General features: G+C 41.9%; 11 protein-coding genes and 1 tRNA gene. 6 read left to right on the top strand and 6 right to left on the bottom strand.

The genetic code is table 11. From position 1 onward, the window contains the following. From DQN48_RS01235 to DQN48_RS01225, 3 genes are all read right to left on the bottom strand, one after another. Entirely contained in the window at positions 1 to 900 is a 900-nt protein-coding gene (locus DQN48_RS01235; protein WP_013022575.1) for a 50S ribosomal protein L11 methyltransferase, read from the bottom strand. After that, positions 893 to 1,267: a chemotaxis response regulator CheY gene (locus tag DQN48_RS01230; protein ID WP_013022574.1), complete on the bottom strand. Its 375-nt coding sequence runs from the start codon at positions 1,265 to 1,267 to the stop codon at positions 893 to 895. Before DQN48_RS01230 ends, DQN48_RS01235 begins: the two co-directional genes overlap by 8 nt. A gap of 106 nt (positions 1,268 to 1,373) precedes the next feature. Next, the gene (locus tag DQN48_RS01225; RefSeq protein ID WP_013022573.1) at positions 1,374 to 2,126 is read right to left on the bottom strand and encodes an exodeoxyribonuclease III; all 753 of its coding nucleotides are present in this window, start codon (positions 2,124 to 2,126) and stop codon (positions 1,374 to 1,376) included. Between the two features lie 100 nt (positions 2,127 to 2,226). Between DQN48_RS01225 and DQN48_RS01220 the strand changes: the two genes are divergently transcribed. The 3 genes from DQN48_RS01220 to DQN48_RS01210 all read left to right on the top strand — a co-directional run bounded on the left by DQN48_RS01220 (position 2,227) and on the right by DQN48_RS01210 (position 7,867). Next, positions 2,227 to 2,302, top strand: a tRNA-Phe gene (locus DQN48_RS01220). Between the two features lie 322 nt (positions 2,303 to 2,624). After that, positions 2,625 to 6,107, top strand: coding sequence for a bifunctional proline dehydrogenase/L-glutamate gamma-semialdehyde dehydrogenase (locus tag DQN48_RS01215; RefSeq protein ID WP_041913043.1), 3,483 nt, complete (start codon positions 2,625 to 2,627; stop codon positions 6,105 to 6,107). Next, positions 6,104 to 7,867, top strand: coding sequence for a sodium:solute symporter family transporter (locus DQN48_RS01210; protein ID WP_013022571.1), 1,764 nt, complete (start codon positions 6,104 to 6,106; stop codon positions 7,865 to 7,867). The genes DQN48_RS01215 and DQN48_RS01210 overlap by 4 nt, the downstream gene beginning before the upstream one ends. A 236-nt stretch (positions 7,868 to 8,103) precedes the next feature. Here the strand turns inward: DQN48_RS01210 and DQN48_RS01205 are convergent, their stop codons facing one another. The 3 genes from DQN48_RS01205 to DQN48_RS01195 form a co-directional block, all read right to left on the bottom strand. After that, a complete protein-coding gene (locus DQN48_RS01205; protein WP_013022570.1) occupies positions 8,104 to 9,309 on the bottom strand; it encodes a tRNA (uridine(54)-C5)-methyltransferase TrmA in 1,206 nt (401 codons plus the stop codon). After that, positions 9,306 to 11,150 carry an arginine decarboxylase gene (speA, locus tag DQN48_RS01200; RefSeq protein WP_013022569.1) on the bottom strand — a complete coding sequence of 615 codons (1,845 nt, stop codon included), beginning with the start codon at positions 11,148 to 11,150 and terminating at the stop codon, positions 9,306 to 9,308. Before speA ends, DQN48_RS01205 begins: the two co-directional genes overlap by 4 nt. Positions 11,151 to 11,352: 202 nt before the next feature. Next, a complete protein-coding gene (locus tag DQN48_RS01195; RefSeq protein WP_013022568.1) occupies positions 11,353 to 11,991 on the bottom strand; it encodes a trimeric intracellular cation channel family protein in 639 nt (212 codons plus the stop codon). A gap of 83 nt (positions 11,992 to 12,074) precedes the next feature. Here DQN48_RS01195 and gltX point away from each other — a divergent pair, with 83 nt between their 5' ends. The 3 genes from gltX (at position 12,075) to DQN48_RS01180 (ending at position 15,341) form a co-directional block, all read left to right on the top strand. Then, positions 12,075 to 13,454, top strand: a complete 1,380-nt coding sequence (gene gltX, locus DQN48_RS01190) for a glutamate--tRNA ligase (RefSeq protein WP_013022567.1) — start codon at positions 12,075 to 12,077, stop codon at positions 13,452 to 13,454. A 92-nt stretch (positions 13,455 to 13,546) separates the two neighbouring features. Continuing rightward, positions 13,547 to 14,095, top strand: coding sequence for a YceI family protein (locus DQN48_RS01185; RefSeq protein WP_013022566.1), 549 nt, complete (start codon positions 13,547 to 13,549; stop codon positions 14,093 to 14,095). Continuing rightward, the gene (locus DQN48_RS01180; protein ID WP_013022565.1) at positions 14,085 to 15,341 is read left to right on the top strand and encodes a hypothetical protein; all 1,257 of its coding nucleotides are present in this window, start codon (positions 14,085 to 14,087) and stop codon (positions 15,339 to 15,341) included. The genes DQN48_RS01185 and DQN48_RS01180 overlap by 11 nt, the downstream gene beginning before the upstream one ends. Positions 15,342 to 15,353: the final 12 nt, after the last annotated feature.

Below are 15,353 nucleotides of genomic sequence, written 5' to 3'. Positions count from 1 at the left end.
CTATTTTTTAATCATTTTTAATGCTACCCATTCCTCTTTGGTCAAAATTTCCTGTAACACAAAAGCAGAAAATTTATCAATCACGCTATCTTTATATTGCTCTAAAATTCCCGAAAGGATCAAGGTAGCACCACTCTTGAGTGCTTTGGAAAAATCATTATATAGTATTTTAATAACATCTGCCAAAATATTGGCCACTATCACGTCATAAACCCGCTCCTCATCCTTGATGCTGCCCTCCCATATCTGGTCGATTTGCTCACCATTTAATGCGAAATTTTTCTTGCTCTCTATCACTGCAAGCGCATCTGTGTCACACAAAAAAACATTAGCTCCTCTTTTTTTGGCTACAAGTGACAAAATCCCGCTCCCGCAGCCAACATCCAGGCATTTTTTTTCTCTGAGATCTAGAGAGTTTAAAAATTCTATGCACATCGCTGTAGTTGCATGATGCCCCGATCCAAAAGCAAGGGCTGGATCGATGATGAGATTTTCTAGATCTTTTTTTGGAGCAACCCAACTCGGACGAATATAAAACCCCCCACAGACAATGGGTGCAACTCCTTCTTTGTATTTTTGAATCCAATCTTCATTTTTCTTTTTTTGAATCTTGTATGCAAAACCAACAGCCTCCCCCACTCTCTCTCCCAATAATTGCACAAAGGACCGCAAACTTTTTATGAGATCTCGACAGTCTTCCTGACTGCGCACGATGATAGTTGGAAGCATTGGGACAGAAAGCTGCTCCATCTTGAGGGCAAAAAATTCAAAGTCTTTAACAAAATCAAGAGAAATTAAGGATTCCTCGATAGCCTCACCCGTAGAATCAATGATGAAATCAATGAATAAATCGCAATGGGATTGCGGAAGAATCGTGACTTCAAAAAAATCTTCAGTCATTTAGGCCCAAAACCGCTTCCAACTTCTCTTTTAGTACCTGTGGGGTGAAGGGCTTGACAATGTAATTATTCACACCAGCTTTTAGCGCAGTGATCACTTCTGCCTTGCCTCCCTCTGTGGTCACCATAATGATAGGAATATCTTCATACCTTGCATCCGCTCGTGTTTTTTTCACAAGCTCAAGTCCATTCATCTCGGGCATATTCCAATCTGTAATCAAAACATCGATCTTACTATCTCCATTCAAGATGTCCCAGGCCTCAACACCATGCTCTGCCTCCAAAATATCCTCATAGCCCAAACGCTGCAAAGTATTTTTTATAATTCTTCTCATTGTGGAGCTATCATCTACAACAAGTAACTTCAAGCAATCTCCTTCAAGCAAAAGTCTCTAATAAATCTCACTTTTTTTGTGAGCGTATTCTAACAAAAGTTTTATAACCACTCATACAAAATCACCCCACCCAAAAAATTTATGAAATCACCAAACCCACAGGGCAGTGATCGCTCCCCAAAATCTCTGAATAGATCTTGGCCTCAATGAGTCTTTTTTGCAAAATCTCTGAGCACAAAAAATAATCAATTCTCCATCCCGTGTTGTTTTGGCGCGCCCTGCCCATATAACTCCACCAGCTGTAAGCCCCCTCTAGATCGGGATAAAAATATCGAAAGGTATCAATAAATCCATTTTCCAAGAGAGTGGTCATTTTTTCCCGCTCCTCATCAGTAAACCCAGCATTCCTGCGGTTTGTTTTGGGGTTTTTAAGATCGATTTCTTTATGCGCGACATTGAGGTCTCCGCAAATAATCAGGGGCTTTTTTCGCTCTAAATTTTTGAGAAAATTCAAAAAATCATCCTCCCACTGCATGCGATATTCCAATCTCTCAAGCTCGCGCTTGGAATTGGGTGTGTAAACGTTGATTAGATAAAAATCTGGATATTCCGCACAAATCACGCGCCCCTCTTTGTCATGATGCTCTATACCCATATCATATTCCACACAAAGAGGCTCTTGCTTGCTCAAAACCACCACTCCAGAATAGCCCTTTTTTTCTGCACTATTCCAATAGCCATGATAACCATCAAAAACAAAATCTGCCTGATCTGGATGCATTTTGGATTCTTGGATACAAAAAATATCTGCATCAATTTGTCTGAAAAAATCCATAAAACCCTTGTTCATACAAGCACGCAGTCCATTCACATTCCATGAAATCAATCGCATCTTTACCCTCTTTTCTCACAATTTCTACTAAAACTTTGGCAAAATTATAGCCATTTAAGCTAAATTTTAAGATTTATTCCATAGAATTCGGTTTTACTTTGGCTTGATAGCTCAGTCGGTAGAGCAGAAGACTGAAAATCTTCGTGTCGGTGGTTCGATTCCGCCTCAAGCCACCACTAAAAGCACAAATATCCCCTGGAATCAAAATTCAGCAGGGGCGCCGCTTCAAGTCCCTATACAAAATCAAAGCCCAAACACTTCAAAAACCAAAATCTCGCGAACCAAAAAATCTCTAGATGCAATCAAGCCTCTTACAACAAAATTCCATTGGATTTTGTCTGCAGCCACTCCCCATCTGTGTTGTGAAAATATGTGTGAATTGCGCACAAAATGCGTCTATAATACTAGGATTTTAACAAGAAATGAGTATTGTTAGAAATTCCTTAAGGCAAAGGCAGAAATTTGCTTTGTTCCACAAAAATCACAAGGGAGGAATCCATGTCTGTTGTAGAAAAATCTCTAGCCCTAGCAGAGAAATTGCAAAACACAATTGCAAAAAAACTCTCTAGGCAAGAACAAAAATTTCATCATAAGATGCAAAAACTTCTCAATAATCCCAAAAGCAAGGTGATGCTCATCGAATTGCTGGACAAAAGTTTTCGCACAAAAGATCGCTCCAAAAACTTTGAGCTTATTCACTACATCCTTGAGAGGCATGGCATTGCGGATTTTTTCACCCCCACAGAAAAAACCTTGCTTTTTTTGTTTCTCAATGTCGGGAAATTCGTCCCAAGTCTGAGTGTGCCATTTTTCGTCTCTCAGATTCGCAGTGACACCAAATCCATGGTACTAGATGCCAATCCAGATTTTTTGCAATCCCATATCACCAAGCGAGCAGAAGAAAATATCACCATTAATATCAATTTCATCGGTGAGGAGGTGCTAGGAGAGGAGGAGGCGCATTATCGCATCCAAAAATATGAAGAAGCCATTGCTTCATCCTATATCACTTATATTTCGATTAAAATTACCACGATTTTTAGTCAGATTAACATCATTGATTTTGAAGCTTCTAAACAAGAGGTTATCCAGCGCCTCAAGCACCTCTACGCCCTTGCCTCCAAAAAAGAAAAAGAAAGCGGGCTGCAAAAATTTATCAATCTTGATATGGAGGAATTTCGTGATTTAGAGCTTACTGTCAGCGCATTTATGGATGCCATCAGTGATTTCAAAGACTTAGAGGCAGGTATTGTTTTGCAAGCCTATATTCCTGATTCCTACCATTACCTCCAGGTGCTGCATGAATTTTCCAAAAAGCGCGTGCTAGAGGGGGGCAAACCCATCAAAATCCGCTTTGTCAAGGGTGCCAATATGGAATCTGAAGAAACCATTGCTAGCCAAAGAGGCTGGGAGCTTCCCACATTTGAACAAAAAGCACAGACAGATAGCAATTATAAAAAAATGCTAGATTTCATCCTCACTGGGGATAATCACAAATACATTCACATCGGAATTGCCAGCCACAATATCTTTGAGATTGCTTATGCCTATACACGCATTACAGAAAAAGATGCTCTAGATTCCTTCACTTTTGAAATGCTTGAGGGCATGAGCATGCAGGCAAGTCAAGAGCTTAGCCAAATGCACAAACTCATCCTTTATGCACCAGTTTGTGATGAAGCACATTTCAATAATGCCATTGCTTATCTAGTAAGGCGCTTAGATGAAAACACAAGTTCTGATAATTTCATGCGCTATTTTTTCCACCTCAAAGTAGGGGATGACAATTGGGAAAAACAGAAAAACATCTTTTTGCAATCCATCCAAGGCATAAAGACGCTAGACAACTCCACCAAAAGACGCCAAAACCGCTTGCAGAGCAAAATCACTCCCAGTACCCTGCAAACTAAAGTTTTTCACAACGAGCCAGATACGGATTTCATCTTGCCCTCTAATCGCAAGTGGGCAGAGCAAATCAAATCCAAGTATGAAAATTTTGAAAAAATCACGCTCTACCCCGTTGCAGGAAGTGAGTTAAAAACTGGCCAAAAAATTCTCATCAAAGATAAGATTCATCAAAAAGAAATCGCGGAAGTATATCTCGCAGATGAAGAAGCCATTCACAAAGCCCTGCAAGTGGCCAAGAATGCGCCCATTCTCTCTCATGAAGAATTACACAGCCTGCTAGCAAAAACCGCACAAATCATGCGCGATCGCCGTGGAGATCTTATTGGCATCGCAGCACTGGAGGTGGGAAAGACATTTTTGGAAATCGATCCAGAAGTAAGCGAAGCTATTGATTTTTTGGAATTTTATCCTCATTCCCTCTCCACGCTCAAGGCACAAAATCCCACCACACAATTTCATGCCAAGGGCATAGGTGCCACCATTGCTCCTTGGAATTTCCCCATCGGCATTCCTGTAGGCACCATAGCCGCCCCACTCGCAGCGGGGAATAAAGTGATCTTCAAGCCCTCAAGCCTTGCCCTACTCACAGGTTATAAAATCTGTGAATGCTTTTGGGATGCTGGCTTTTCCAAAGAGACGCTCCTCTATCTCCCCTCACATGGAAGTGATATTTCCAAATTTTTACTCAAAAATCCCTTGATAGATTTCTGCGTCTTCACTGGTGGGGAAGAGAGTGCTTATAAGATGCTAGAGAGCAATCCCACTTTGTTGCTTAGCGCAGAAACAGGGGGCAAAAACGCCACAATTGTCACCAAAATGGCGGATAGAGATGCAGCCATCAAGAACATCATCCACTCTGCCTTTAGCAATTCTGGGCAAAAATGCTCTGCGACCTCTTTATTGATTTTAGAGGAGGAAGTCTATCATGATGAAAATTTCAAAAAAACTCTTGTAGATGCTGCCAAATCTCTAAGCGTTGGCAATCCCTTTGTGCTAAAAAACAAATTGGGGGCATTAGCAGATTCCATCAATGACAAGGTCAAGCGCGCAATCAGAGAACTAGAAGAAGGAGAGTCCTGGGCGCTAGAGCCAAGATTTATTGAAAATCACCCCTATTTGATGACTCCTGGGATCAAATATGGCGTGAAAGAAGATTCCTTCATGCATCAAACCGAGCTATTTGCTCCCATACTTGGCGTGATGTGTGCAAAAGATCTCAAAGATGCTATAGAGATCTCCAATGCCACGGGCTATGGGCTTACTAGTGCATTGGAGTCCCTAGATCAACGAGAGTGGGAGTATTACTGCACAAATATACAAGCAGGGAATCTCTATATCAACAAACCCACCACTGGAGCAATTGTGCTACGCCAACCCTTTGGTGGGATCAAAAAAAGTGCCATTGGTTTTGGGCGCAAAGTAGGGATTTATAATTACATCACTCAATTTCTCCATATCCACCAAGAAGAAATCCCCGAGCAATACTCCTCCCACCCGCTTGAGCAGGCACTCACAGCTATCGCCAAAGAAATCCCTAAAGAGACATTGGAAATCTTAAAAAAAATGATTGGGAATTTTGCCCATCATTATGAGCAGGAATTTAGCCAGAGCAAAGAATACATCACCATACGCGGGGAGGATAACCTCTTTTCCTATACACCCATACGCAATCTCATCTATCGCGTCAGCCAAGAAGATAGACTTATTGATGTTTTTGGCATCATTATCGCAAGTCTCATTGCAAAGGTTCCAATCTGCGTGAGTTTTGAGCATGCCAGCCCCGTCATTGCGCAGGCAAAAAAGGTGTTTTGGGCAGTGGATTTTGTAGAAGAAAATCTCCAAAGCTTCCTTGAAAAAATACATCAATTTGAGCGCATCCGTTATCTATCCGCACCCTCACAAGAAGACCCCATTTATCAAGCTGCTGCTCGCATCGCAAAAATCATCATCAGGGAGCGCGTGCTTTTGAATGGGCGCTTTGAGCTTTTGTATTACTTCAATGAAAAATCTACCAGCATCTCCTATCATCGCTATGGAAATCTAGGAGAGCGCATCTTAAAGGAGAAAAAATGAATTTTGAGACTGTTACACTGAGCATCCCCATCATTGTTACATTTCTGGGCTATTCCCTTGTGATGCTAGGCATTGGCTTTTATTTTTTCAAACAAAACACCACTACGCAAGATTATTTCCTAGGCAGCCGCTCCATGGGCCCTGTGGTCTCTGCTCTCTCTGCAGGTGCCTCTGATATGAGCGGATGGTTGCTCATGGGTCTACCAGGTGCACTCTATGCAGGAGGCTTAATAGAATCTTATATTGCCATTGGATTGACCATTGGCGCGACACTCAATTGGATTTTTGTCGCAAAGCGTCTGAGGGTTTATACCAGCGTGATTTCAGACTGTATCACTATTCCTGATTATTTTGAAACTCGCTTTAGTGATGATAAACACATTCTGCGATTGCTTTGTGCGATTGTGATTTTGATCTTTTTTACTTTTTATATTTCTAGCGGGCTTGTAGGAGGTGCCAAACTCTTTGAAGCAAGCTTTGGACTCAGATATGACTATGCACTTAGCATTGGAACCATCATCATTGTGTCCTATACATTTCTTGGTGGCTATAAAGCAGTCTGCTGGACGGATTTGATCCAGGGGATTTTGATGATGTTAGCTCTCATTGTTGTGCCCATCATTATGCTCTATCATCTAGGAGGACTCTCTAACGCAACAGATGCCATCAGGACTTCTGATCAAAGTCGCATGAGCCTACAAAAATACCAAGAAGAGATCCCCACCATCCTTGCAGATTTCAATGCACAGACTGCACAAGAAAAGATCCCTCCCCTTCTTACCCTGCTGCAATCAAGCAAGGATCTGCATATCCAAAAAACTCCCGCACCAGAGTACATAAAAAATCTCCAAACCAATCTGAATGCACTTATAAAAATGCCCAAGAATGAAACTGCGCTCAATGCCATCAAATCCCAGCTCATTGCACTCAAAGATACAAAAATCATCACCAAACATCTCAGCCTCTTTAGCGGAGTCTCCTTCCTAGCCATCATCTCAGCCTTGGCATGGGGTCTTGGATATTTTGGACAACCTCATATCTTGGTGCGCTTCATGTCCATCCGCTCCATCAAAGATGTTCCCTACGCGACATTTATCGGTATTTCTTGGATGAGCATCAGCCTCATTGGGGCCTGCGCGATAGGATTACTTGGCATTGCCTATGCCAATCGTTTCAATCTCTCCCTCCATGATCCAGAAAAAATCTTTATTGTCATGAGCCAAATCCTCTTTAATCCCTGGGTGGCAGGGATTTTATTAAGCGCGATTCTAGCAGCCATCATGAGCACTGCTAGCTCGCAGTTGCTTGTCTCTAGCTCCACGATTGCTGAGGATTTTTATCGCAGAATCTTCCACAAAGAAGCCCCAGAAAAACTTGTAATAAACATCTCAAGGGCCAGTGTGCTAGCTGTATCCCTCATTGCATTTTTCATCTCTGCAGACAAAAATTCCAGCATCCTCTCCATCGTAGCCTATGCATGGGCAGGATTTGGCGCGAGCTTTGGCAGCGTAATCTTATTCTCACTTTTTTGGTCACGCATGACCAGAATGGGCGCAATCACGGGGATGATCACAGGCGCAGCAGCAGTGGTCTTGCACAAAAATTTCTTTTATGACTATTTGCCAATTTATGAGATTATCCCTGGATTTGTGTGTGCAAGCATTGTAATTGTTTTTGTAAGCCTACTTCAGCCTGTAAGAGAGGGTACAAAAAAGGCATTTTACACCATGCTTGAAGAGATTAAAAACCCAAATAATTGACTTTGAGAGAGCCTGCTATCTCCTAGCAAAACTTCAATCCTCATCCCAGGCACTCTCTCAAATGCGTGGGGAGTTCAAACCAGCTCCTTGCACAGAGATTTCTTCTAATGCAATGGGTAATTTTAACATTGTGCCCTCCGTTCTAGTGCTTTGCAATCTCACCCCATCCCTATGAGTATTCAAAAAAATCACAGTCACCTACCCAAGGGTAGGTAGTTTTAAAAATCGCATTAAATTCAAAGAACTTTTTGCAAAATCATGATGCTTTCGACATGGTGCGTGTGAGGGAATTGATCAAATAGCGCAGAATGAATGACCTTATGGCTTTGAGATAGGATCAAGAAATCGCGCTTTAGACTGTGGGGGTTGCAAGATACATAGATGATGTAGGGAAATTTCTGCAAAAAATGCAACATTTTTATGTCACCAATCCCGCTGCGAGGAGGATCCACTAGGATGTGAGAAAAATTAAAATCCCTCAAATCCACCCCCCTTAAGCGAAAAAAATCCCGCTCAAAGCTAAGGGCCTGCATGGTTTCTAGTCCGCTAAGGCGTGCAGCCGTGAGATTTGTGATGTCATTTCTTCTGGCATTTTCTAGTAGAACGGGGATGGCGCTTTTTACCACCTCCGTGGCAAAGACCCTCTCAAAGGAATCTGCTAACGCGATGGAAAAATTCCCACTGCCACAATAAAGCTCAAGCAAATCCCTGCGGGGATGATCTTGCAAGCAAGCAAGAATGAAATTTAGCATTTTCTCATTGATGAAGGGATTGGGCTGGGAGAAATTCCCCTCTTTGTGCAGATAGATAAGCTTCCTTCCAGCCACATTGAGCGAACTTTCTTGCAAATCGCTACCAATGAGAATTTTTTGATTTTTGCTCCTACCAATGATGGATACCCCAAGACTATGGGCAAGATTTCTGGCTGCATGCTCCCAAGAATCCTCTAATTTTCTGTGATAAATCATGCTCAAAATCCCCTGGCCTACGCCTAAAAGATTGATGGCATAGAGCTTGTAGCTTAGGATTTCTGGCTGCAGCAGAGGAGGGAGTTGGTGCAGGATTTTTTGGAGTTTGGGGATGAGATTGGGGCAGTTTTGGATAGGGATGTGATCTTTTTTGCCAAGGGAATTCATGGAGAGGAAAATTTCTTGAGTGGGATTTTTTAGAGCAACATGCATAGAATCAAAGTGAGTGGGCTGCGCAGAAAGATTTAAGCAAGACGCGACATCATGAGGATCAATAAAAGCTGCGTGGGATTTTGGTTTTTTATGGATGCCTAGCTCGCAGCGAGCGCGAAAACCCCGCGAGGGAGAGGCAAAGATCTCACTTGGCGCAAATCCCAGCAAATTTGTAAAATCCTCATATTTTTGTCTGAGCTGGGTGGAGTAATCTTTATCTAGCTGACATCCCCCACAAACACCAAAATGCGCACAATTCACTCTTTCTCCTCATTGATGATGGTACGCAGATATCCATGCTCGCTCATCATGATGTAGAGCTGGCCCAAAATCTCTTTTTTTCTATCCTCATCAAGCAGGCTAGAATCATCGATTTTTTGCTTCAAAATACGCTCAATTTCTTTGGTGTCATAATCCAAATCATCAAGCACATCCAAGATATTTTGTGCCTCTAGCAAATTATCCACCTCATATCCATCCTCACCAAGGATCACACTAAATTCTGTAGGATGGGTGAAAAGATTATGTCGCATTCCCAAAACTTCTTGATATGCCCCCACAAGAAAAAAACCCAAGAAATACTGCTCCTTTGTGACATCCACATCATGCAAAAATAAGGGCTTATTGGAATCAAAAGCAATCTCTCCATCGCTATCACAAGTAATATCCCAAAGGCTGGCACTTCGATTGGGTCTTTTGTTGAGTCGATCTAGTGGCATCACAGGGAAATTCTGCCCCAATCCCCAATAATCTGGCAGGCTCTGGAAAAAAGAGCAATTGAGCAAATAGCGCTCTTGGACTTGCTCTTGGATCCGAAGAATCTCATTGTGATTTTTATGCTTCAAAAGCTTGATGACCTTTTTGATAATCAAATGCACCAAGACTTCTGTATTGCTGCGATCTTGCAAATCAATATAACCCAGGTCAAACAACGTCAGCAAGGACTCCATATGATCAAAGCTATCATGCAGATATTCGATTGCATTTTTTTCTGTGATGCTTTGATAGAGATCAAACATTTCTGCAATAAGTGGAGGATTTTTTTCTTTGAGTTTTAGGGCCTTTTCATCATATTCTTGGGAAAAAAGCTCTAACACTGGAGCCACTAGCACCGCGTGATTTGCAGAGATATAGCGCCCTGATTCAATATAAATATCTGGTTCTTTTTCTTTTTTGTTTTTCACGATTTCTTTGAGTGAAAACACCACATCCCCACTAAATTCACTCAGCGTGTAATTGCAATTATTACAACCTTGATGCTGTGTATACTCCACAGCCAACCCCCCGCCAATATTCACTGCCGTAAGCTTTTTTGCCCCCATTTTACGCAACTCCGCATAGATGTTTCCCACTTCACGAATGGCTTTTTTTAGCGGGGAAATATCACTGATTTGACTGCCAATGTGAAAATGAATCATTCTAAATTTATGCAAAAGTTTGGATTTTTCTAAGAGAGAAATTGCCTCCAAAAGCTCGGTGCTAGTGAGTCCAAATTTAGAATGAATCCCTCCACTTTTTGCCCAAACCCCTGTGCCCGTACTGTGCAAGCGGATTCTCAATCCAATATCAGGATAGGGCTCTCCCATTTCCTTAGCAACAGCAATGATGGTCTCTAGTTCATTGAGCCCCTCAATGGTCAGAGTGATCGAATGCCCCATATTTGCAGCAATGAAGCCAAGATGAATCATCTCCTTGTCTTTGAAGCCATTGACTGTGATGGGAGCATGTTTGTTGGTATAGGCCATTGCTATAATGAGCTCTGATTTACTTCCTGCCTCAAGCCCATAGCTGCGATTTAAAGAGGATTTCATCAATGGCAAGACAAAATTAGGCATTTGATTGACCTTGAGCGGGAAGACTGCGTGAAAATGCCCCTCATATTTATATTCACGCATCGCCTTCTCAAAAGAGCAAAAAAGTTTATCCACTTGTTTAGCAGCTAAATGCGGAAAGCGCAAAAGCAAAGGACCGCGAAAGCCTTTTTCGCGTACCTCTCTGACGATGTCAATGAGTGCTGGGTTGTTGCCATGATTAACCTTCACCACCCCATCCTCGATAAAAAAATCATTATTTGACCAATACGAAATCCCATAATCTTGCATCCATCACTCCCATAGCTTATGTTCAAAATTATATAAAAATTCTCTTCTTTTAGAAATTTTTTGTGGTGCAAAAGCAGGGAAGAAAGATCTAAAATCTAAGCCCATCAAAGAAGATCTAATAAAAATCCACAAGAAAATCAAAAACCAAAAAAGCACTGCGAGAACTTAAAGGCTGCGAGAAACTTAAAAATGCAAAAGCGCTTTATTTTTTTTCGTTGTGATCCTCAAAATGAAATACAGGCAATCCCAGCTTGTAATAAATTGCAAAAATCCTCAAAGCACTCCCGCAAATGAGCGTAACCCCGCTTGCAATCTCTGCACTCAGCCCAAAAAACTCTAACAAAATATAATAGAATGCAGAGGCAAAAAGCGCCACGCTCGCATAGATTTCCCTCCGCAAAATCAGGGGAATTTGATTGCAAAAAATATCTCGCAGGATGCCGCCAAAAACACCTGTGATCACACCTCCACAAATTGCTAGGGTCATGCTTTGGTATTTTTCCATGACCACAGCAGTACCAATAACACTAAAAGCAACCAGTCCTATGGCATCAAGCAGCAAAAAAACTCTCTCAAATTTTGTGATGAATTTTGGAATGCGAGTGGCAAGGAGGGCAGCCAATACAATAATCAGAATATATTGGGGATGCTTAATCCACACCAAGGGATGATGATTGAATAAAATATCTCTAACTGAACCCCCGCCAATGGCTGTAACCAAAGCGATGAAAATCACCCCCATCAAATCCATCTTATATCTTCCCGCAGCCAGCGCCCCTGTCATGGATTCCACGGTGATGCCAACGACAAATAATACAGAGATGAGTAGGTCCTGCTCCATGCTTTCTCGCTTTGAAATCTTCTTGTATTTTAGTAAAATTCAAAAAGAAAAAGTCAAGAGATCTCACCACAAAGAGGTAAAAAATGAAGAAAATAGTGACAAGATTTGCCCCCTCTCCCACGGGTCATCTGCATATTGGTGGGCTGCGCACCGCGCTGTTTAACTATCTACATGCCAAGGGGAATGGCGGGGAGTTTTTATTGAGGATTGAAGATACCGATCAGGCCAGAAATTCCAAAGAAGCCACAGAGGCTATTTTGCAGGCATTTGACTGGGTGGGTCTGCAGTATGACAAAGAAGTAATCTACCAATCTAGTCGCCTAGAGATCTATCAAAAATACATCCATCAACTTCTAGAAGAAGGCAAGGCATATCATTGCTATATGAGTAAGGAAGAACTAGATGCACTCAGAAAGGAGCAGGAAAAAAACAAGCAAACCCCGCGCTATGACAATCGCTACCGTGATTTCCAAGGCACACCACCAAAAGGAGTGCAGCCTGTAGTGCGCATCAAAGCTCCACTCAACCAAAGCATTGAATTTCATGATGGCATCAAGGGCGCGATGAAATTTCAAGCAAGTGAAATTGATGATTTCATCATCGCGCGCAGCGATGGCACACCCACTTACAATTTTGTCGTGGTCATTGATGATGCACTCATGGGAATCACGGATGTGATTCGCGGAGATGATCATCTCAGCAACACACCAAAGCAGATTATCATTTACAATGCGCTCAATTTTGCAGTGCCAAAATTCTATCATGTACCCATGATTTTGGGCAACGATGGAGCAAAGCTTAGCAAACGCCATGGGGCCATGGGGGTGATGGAATACAAAAATGCAGGCTATCTCCCCCAAACTCTGCTCAATTTCCTTGCTCGGCTTGGATGGAGCTATGGAGATGAGGAAATTTTTAGCCTGCCAGATCTCTTAGAAAAATTTAGTGTCAACAATCTCAACACATCCCCAAGTATCTTTAACCAGGAAAAATTCCTCTGGCTCAATCAACACTACATCAAGCAAACCCCAAATGAAGAGCTAGAAACTCTGCTAGATTGGGATTCTCCCCTCACGCCTGCTCAGCGAGATGTTTTATTCCAGGAGCTAAAAAATCGCTCCCAAACCTTGAGGGAATTTCGTACACAAATTGAGGAGATTTTTTCTCCCATTTCAAATTATGACTCCAAAATGCTGCAAAAATGCGATGATGCGACCAAAGCAATGCTCAAAGAATGCAGTGAGGACTTGGCACAAAAAGACTTTGCATCCCTGCAGGAATTGCAGGAGTTTTGCACAGAGTTTGCTAAGAAAAAATCTCTAAAAATTGGAGCGCTCCTCCAACCCCTACGCCTTGCACTGCTTGGCAAACCAGGGGGAATTGGTGTGGTGGAGGCACTCTACATCCTGGGCAAAGAAAAAAGCCTAGAAAAGATAAAAAAGATGCTGGATTTTATCGCTTAGGCCTTGTAGAAAAAGATGAAAAAAATGCGAGATTCTTCGCTGAATGTTGTATAATTCGGCTTTTATTTTAAAAGATTTTAAGCGAGGAAAAAATGAAGAAAACACTTTTATTTGCACTTTTTAGCACGGGTTTGATTTTTGCAAAACCCTATGCGATTGACAAGTCGCATTCTAGCGTGTGGTTTGAGGCCAAACACCTTGTATTTAGCAAGGTAAGGGGCACATTTGATAATTTTGATGGCAAGATTGATGTAGACCCTGACACCAAGAAAATCAATGTTTTTGAGGGTAGCGTTGATGTCAAAAGCATCAACACCAGGGACAAAAAAAGAGACAATCACCTAAGGGCAACGGATTTCTTTGATGAGATCAAATACCCAAAAGGGAGCTTTAAGATGACAAAGTATGAGGATGGAAAAATCTATGGAGATTTAACCTTCCGTGGTGTGACCAAGCCCATCGTATTGAAAGTAGACATCCAAGCTCCATTGAAGCATCCAGTGAATAAAAAAGAATTCGTAGTGCTTGAGGCTGAGGGCAAAATCAATCGTAAGGATTTTGGCATCGGCAAAGAAACCAAAAACGCTATCGTCGGAGATGAGATAGAAATCGATATCAAAATCGAAGCTTATGCACAATAAAAAATCCCCTTTCAAAAAGCAGATTTTTCTGTTTTTTGCGCTTTGCTTCTTTGGCAATGCAAAGCAATTGCCCCTAGCGCCAGAAATCCTAGCATCTCCTGCCACCTCAAAAGAGGCGGCGGAATCTTTAAACAAAAATGCACAAAAAGATGCGGGAGCAAAAGAAGAGATAAGCACATCCATTAGCCAGGGTAGCACCACCCCATCCATCCTAAGAAAAGACCCAAAAAGACCCTATCGCCTTCTCTATGGCATGAATTTTGATTTCTTCTTGGATAATACCGAAGAATCCCAAGCCTATTGGCCCACACGCACACTTTTTGCTGGGAGCATAAAGCCAGAAATTGGCATAGAATTCTACAACCAAAAGCTGCTGTTTGGTGGGTATTTCATCCAAAACATGGGAGAGAAGTTCCCCTCAAAGGGTGGTATTACATTTTCTTATAGCTTTGAACATAACGCATGGAAGGGATATTTTGGAATCTTCCCCAAAAAATACTGGATTGGGAAATATTCCAAACTCTTTTATCGCAAGGATTTTTTGTTTTTTAATCCCATGAGCAGCGGAATCCTCTTCCAATATGATCCCAAAGATCAGAACCTGCAAGCAGAATTGCTCTTTGATTGGTATGGAGGAAATCTTGCAAAGAGGCTGGATGAATTTTTGGTGCAGGGCTATTTGAACAAGAATTTTTTTGACAAGGTTTTTTATCTTGGAGGGAGTTTTTTGCTCAATCACTTCAAAAATGATGAATTTTTGAGTCTAGATGGGAGCCACGGGGATACGTATTTGCTGGATCGCCTCTATTATGAGGCATATGTCGGGATCAATCTAGAATCCTATACCAAAGTGCTGGATGCACTAAATCTCAAACTTAGCGCACTGGGATCCATTGAACGCAAACGAAGATTATCCAGAGGGAATGATCCCTTTAGCAATCTCTGGGGCTCTCAAGTGCAGCTCATCACCCAGTACAAGGGCTTTGGTGTGGACAATCGCTTTTATGCGGGGAAGTCGCAAATGCTGTATTTTTCTCAGTATGGGGAAAATTTCTACTCAGGCCTGCCGTTTTACCGCTCCCCCCTCTATGATCGCTTGGAGCTTTACTACGAATACAAAAATGACTATTTCACCGGACGCTTTAGTTTCATCACACATTTCACACAAAAAACCACAGGTTGGCAGCAGATGCTTACCATTTCTCTAAATACTCACAAACTTTTTGACAAATTATTTGGAAAATAGTTTTTTTGGTAA

The sequence above is a fragment of the Helicobacter mustelae genome (genome assembly GCF_900476215.1).
Classification (GTDB): domain Bacteria; phylum Campylobacterota; class Campylobacteria; order Campylobacterales; family Helicobacteraceae; genus Helicobacter_H; species Helicobacter_H mustelae.
The sequence above is the reverse complement of the archived record's forward strand: the minus strand, read 5'-3'. Positions and strand labels throughout refer to the sequence as shown.

What these genes read in the sequence shown, in the direction of transcription:
- DQN48_RS01235 (WP_013022575.1), bottom strand. Translation starts at nt 900, where the DNA reads ATGACTGAAGATTTTTTTGAAGTCACGATTCTTCCGCAATCCCATTGC.
- DQN48_RS01225 (WP_013022573.1), bottom strand. Translation starts at nt 2,126, where the DNA reads ATGCGATTGATTTCATGGAATGTGAATGGACTGCGTGCTTGTATGAAC.
- DQN48_RS01215 (WP_041913043.1), top strand. Translation starts at nt 2,625, where the DNA reads ATGTCTGTTGTAGAAAAATCTCTAGCCCTAGCAGAGAAATTGCAAAAC.
- DQN48_RS01210 (WP_013022571.1), top strand. Translation starts at nt 6,104, where the DNA reads ATGAATTTTGAGACTGTTACACTGAGCATCCCCATCATTGTTACATTT.
- speA (WP_013022569.1), bottom strand. Translation starts at nt 11,150, where the DNA reads ATGCAAGATTATGGGATTTCGTATTGGTCAAATAATGATTTTTTTATC.
- DQN48_RS01195 (WP_013022568.1), bottom strand. Translation starts at nt 11,991, where the DNA reads ATGGAGCAGGACCTACTCATCTCTGTATTATTTGTCGTTGGCATCACC.
- gltX (WP_013022567.1), top strand. Translation starts at nt 12,075, where the DNA reads ATGAAGAAAATAGTGACAAGATTTGCCCCCTCTCCCACGGGTCATCTG.
- DQN48_RS01185 (WP_013022566.1), top strand. Translation starts at nt 13,547, where the DNA reads ATGAAGAAAACACTTTTATTTGCACTTTTTAGCACGGGTTTGATTTTT.
- DQN48_RS01180 (WP_013022565.1), top strand. Translation starts at nt 14,085, where the DNA reads ATGCACAATAAAAAATCCCCTTTCAAAAAGCAGATTTTTCTGTTTTTT.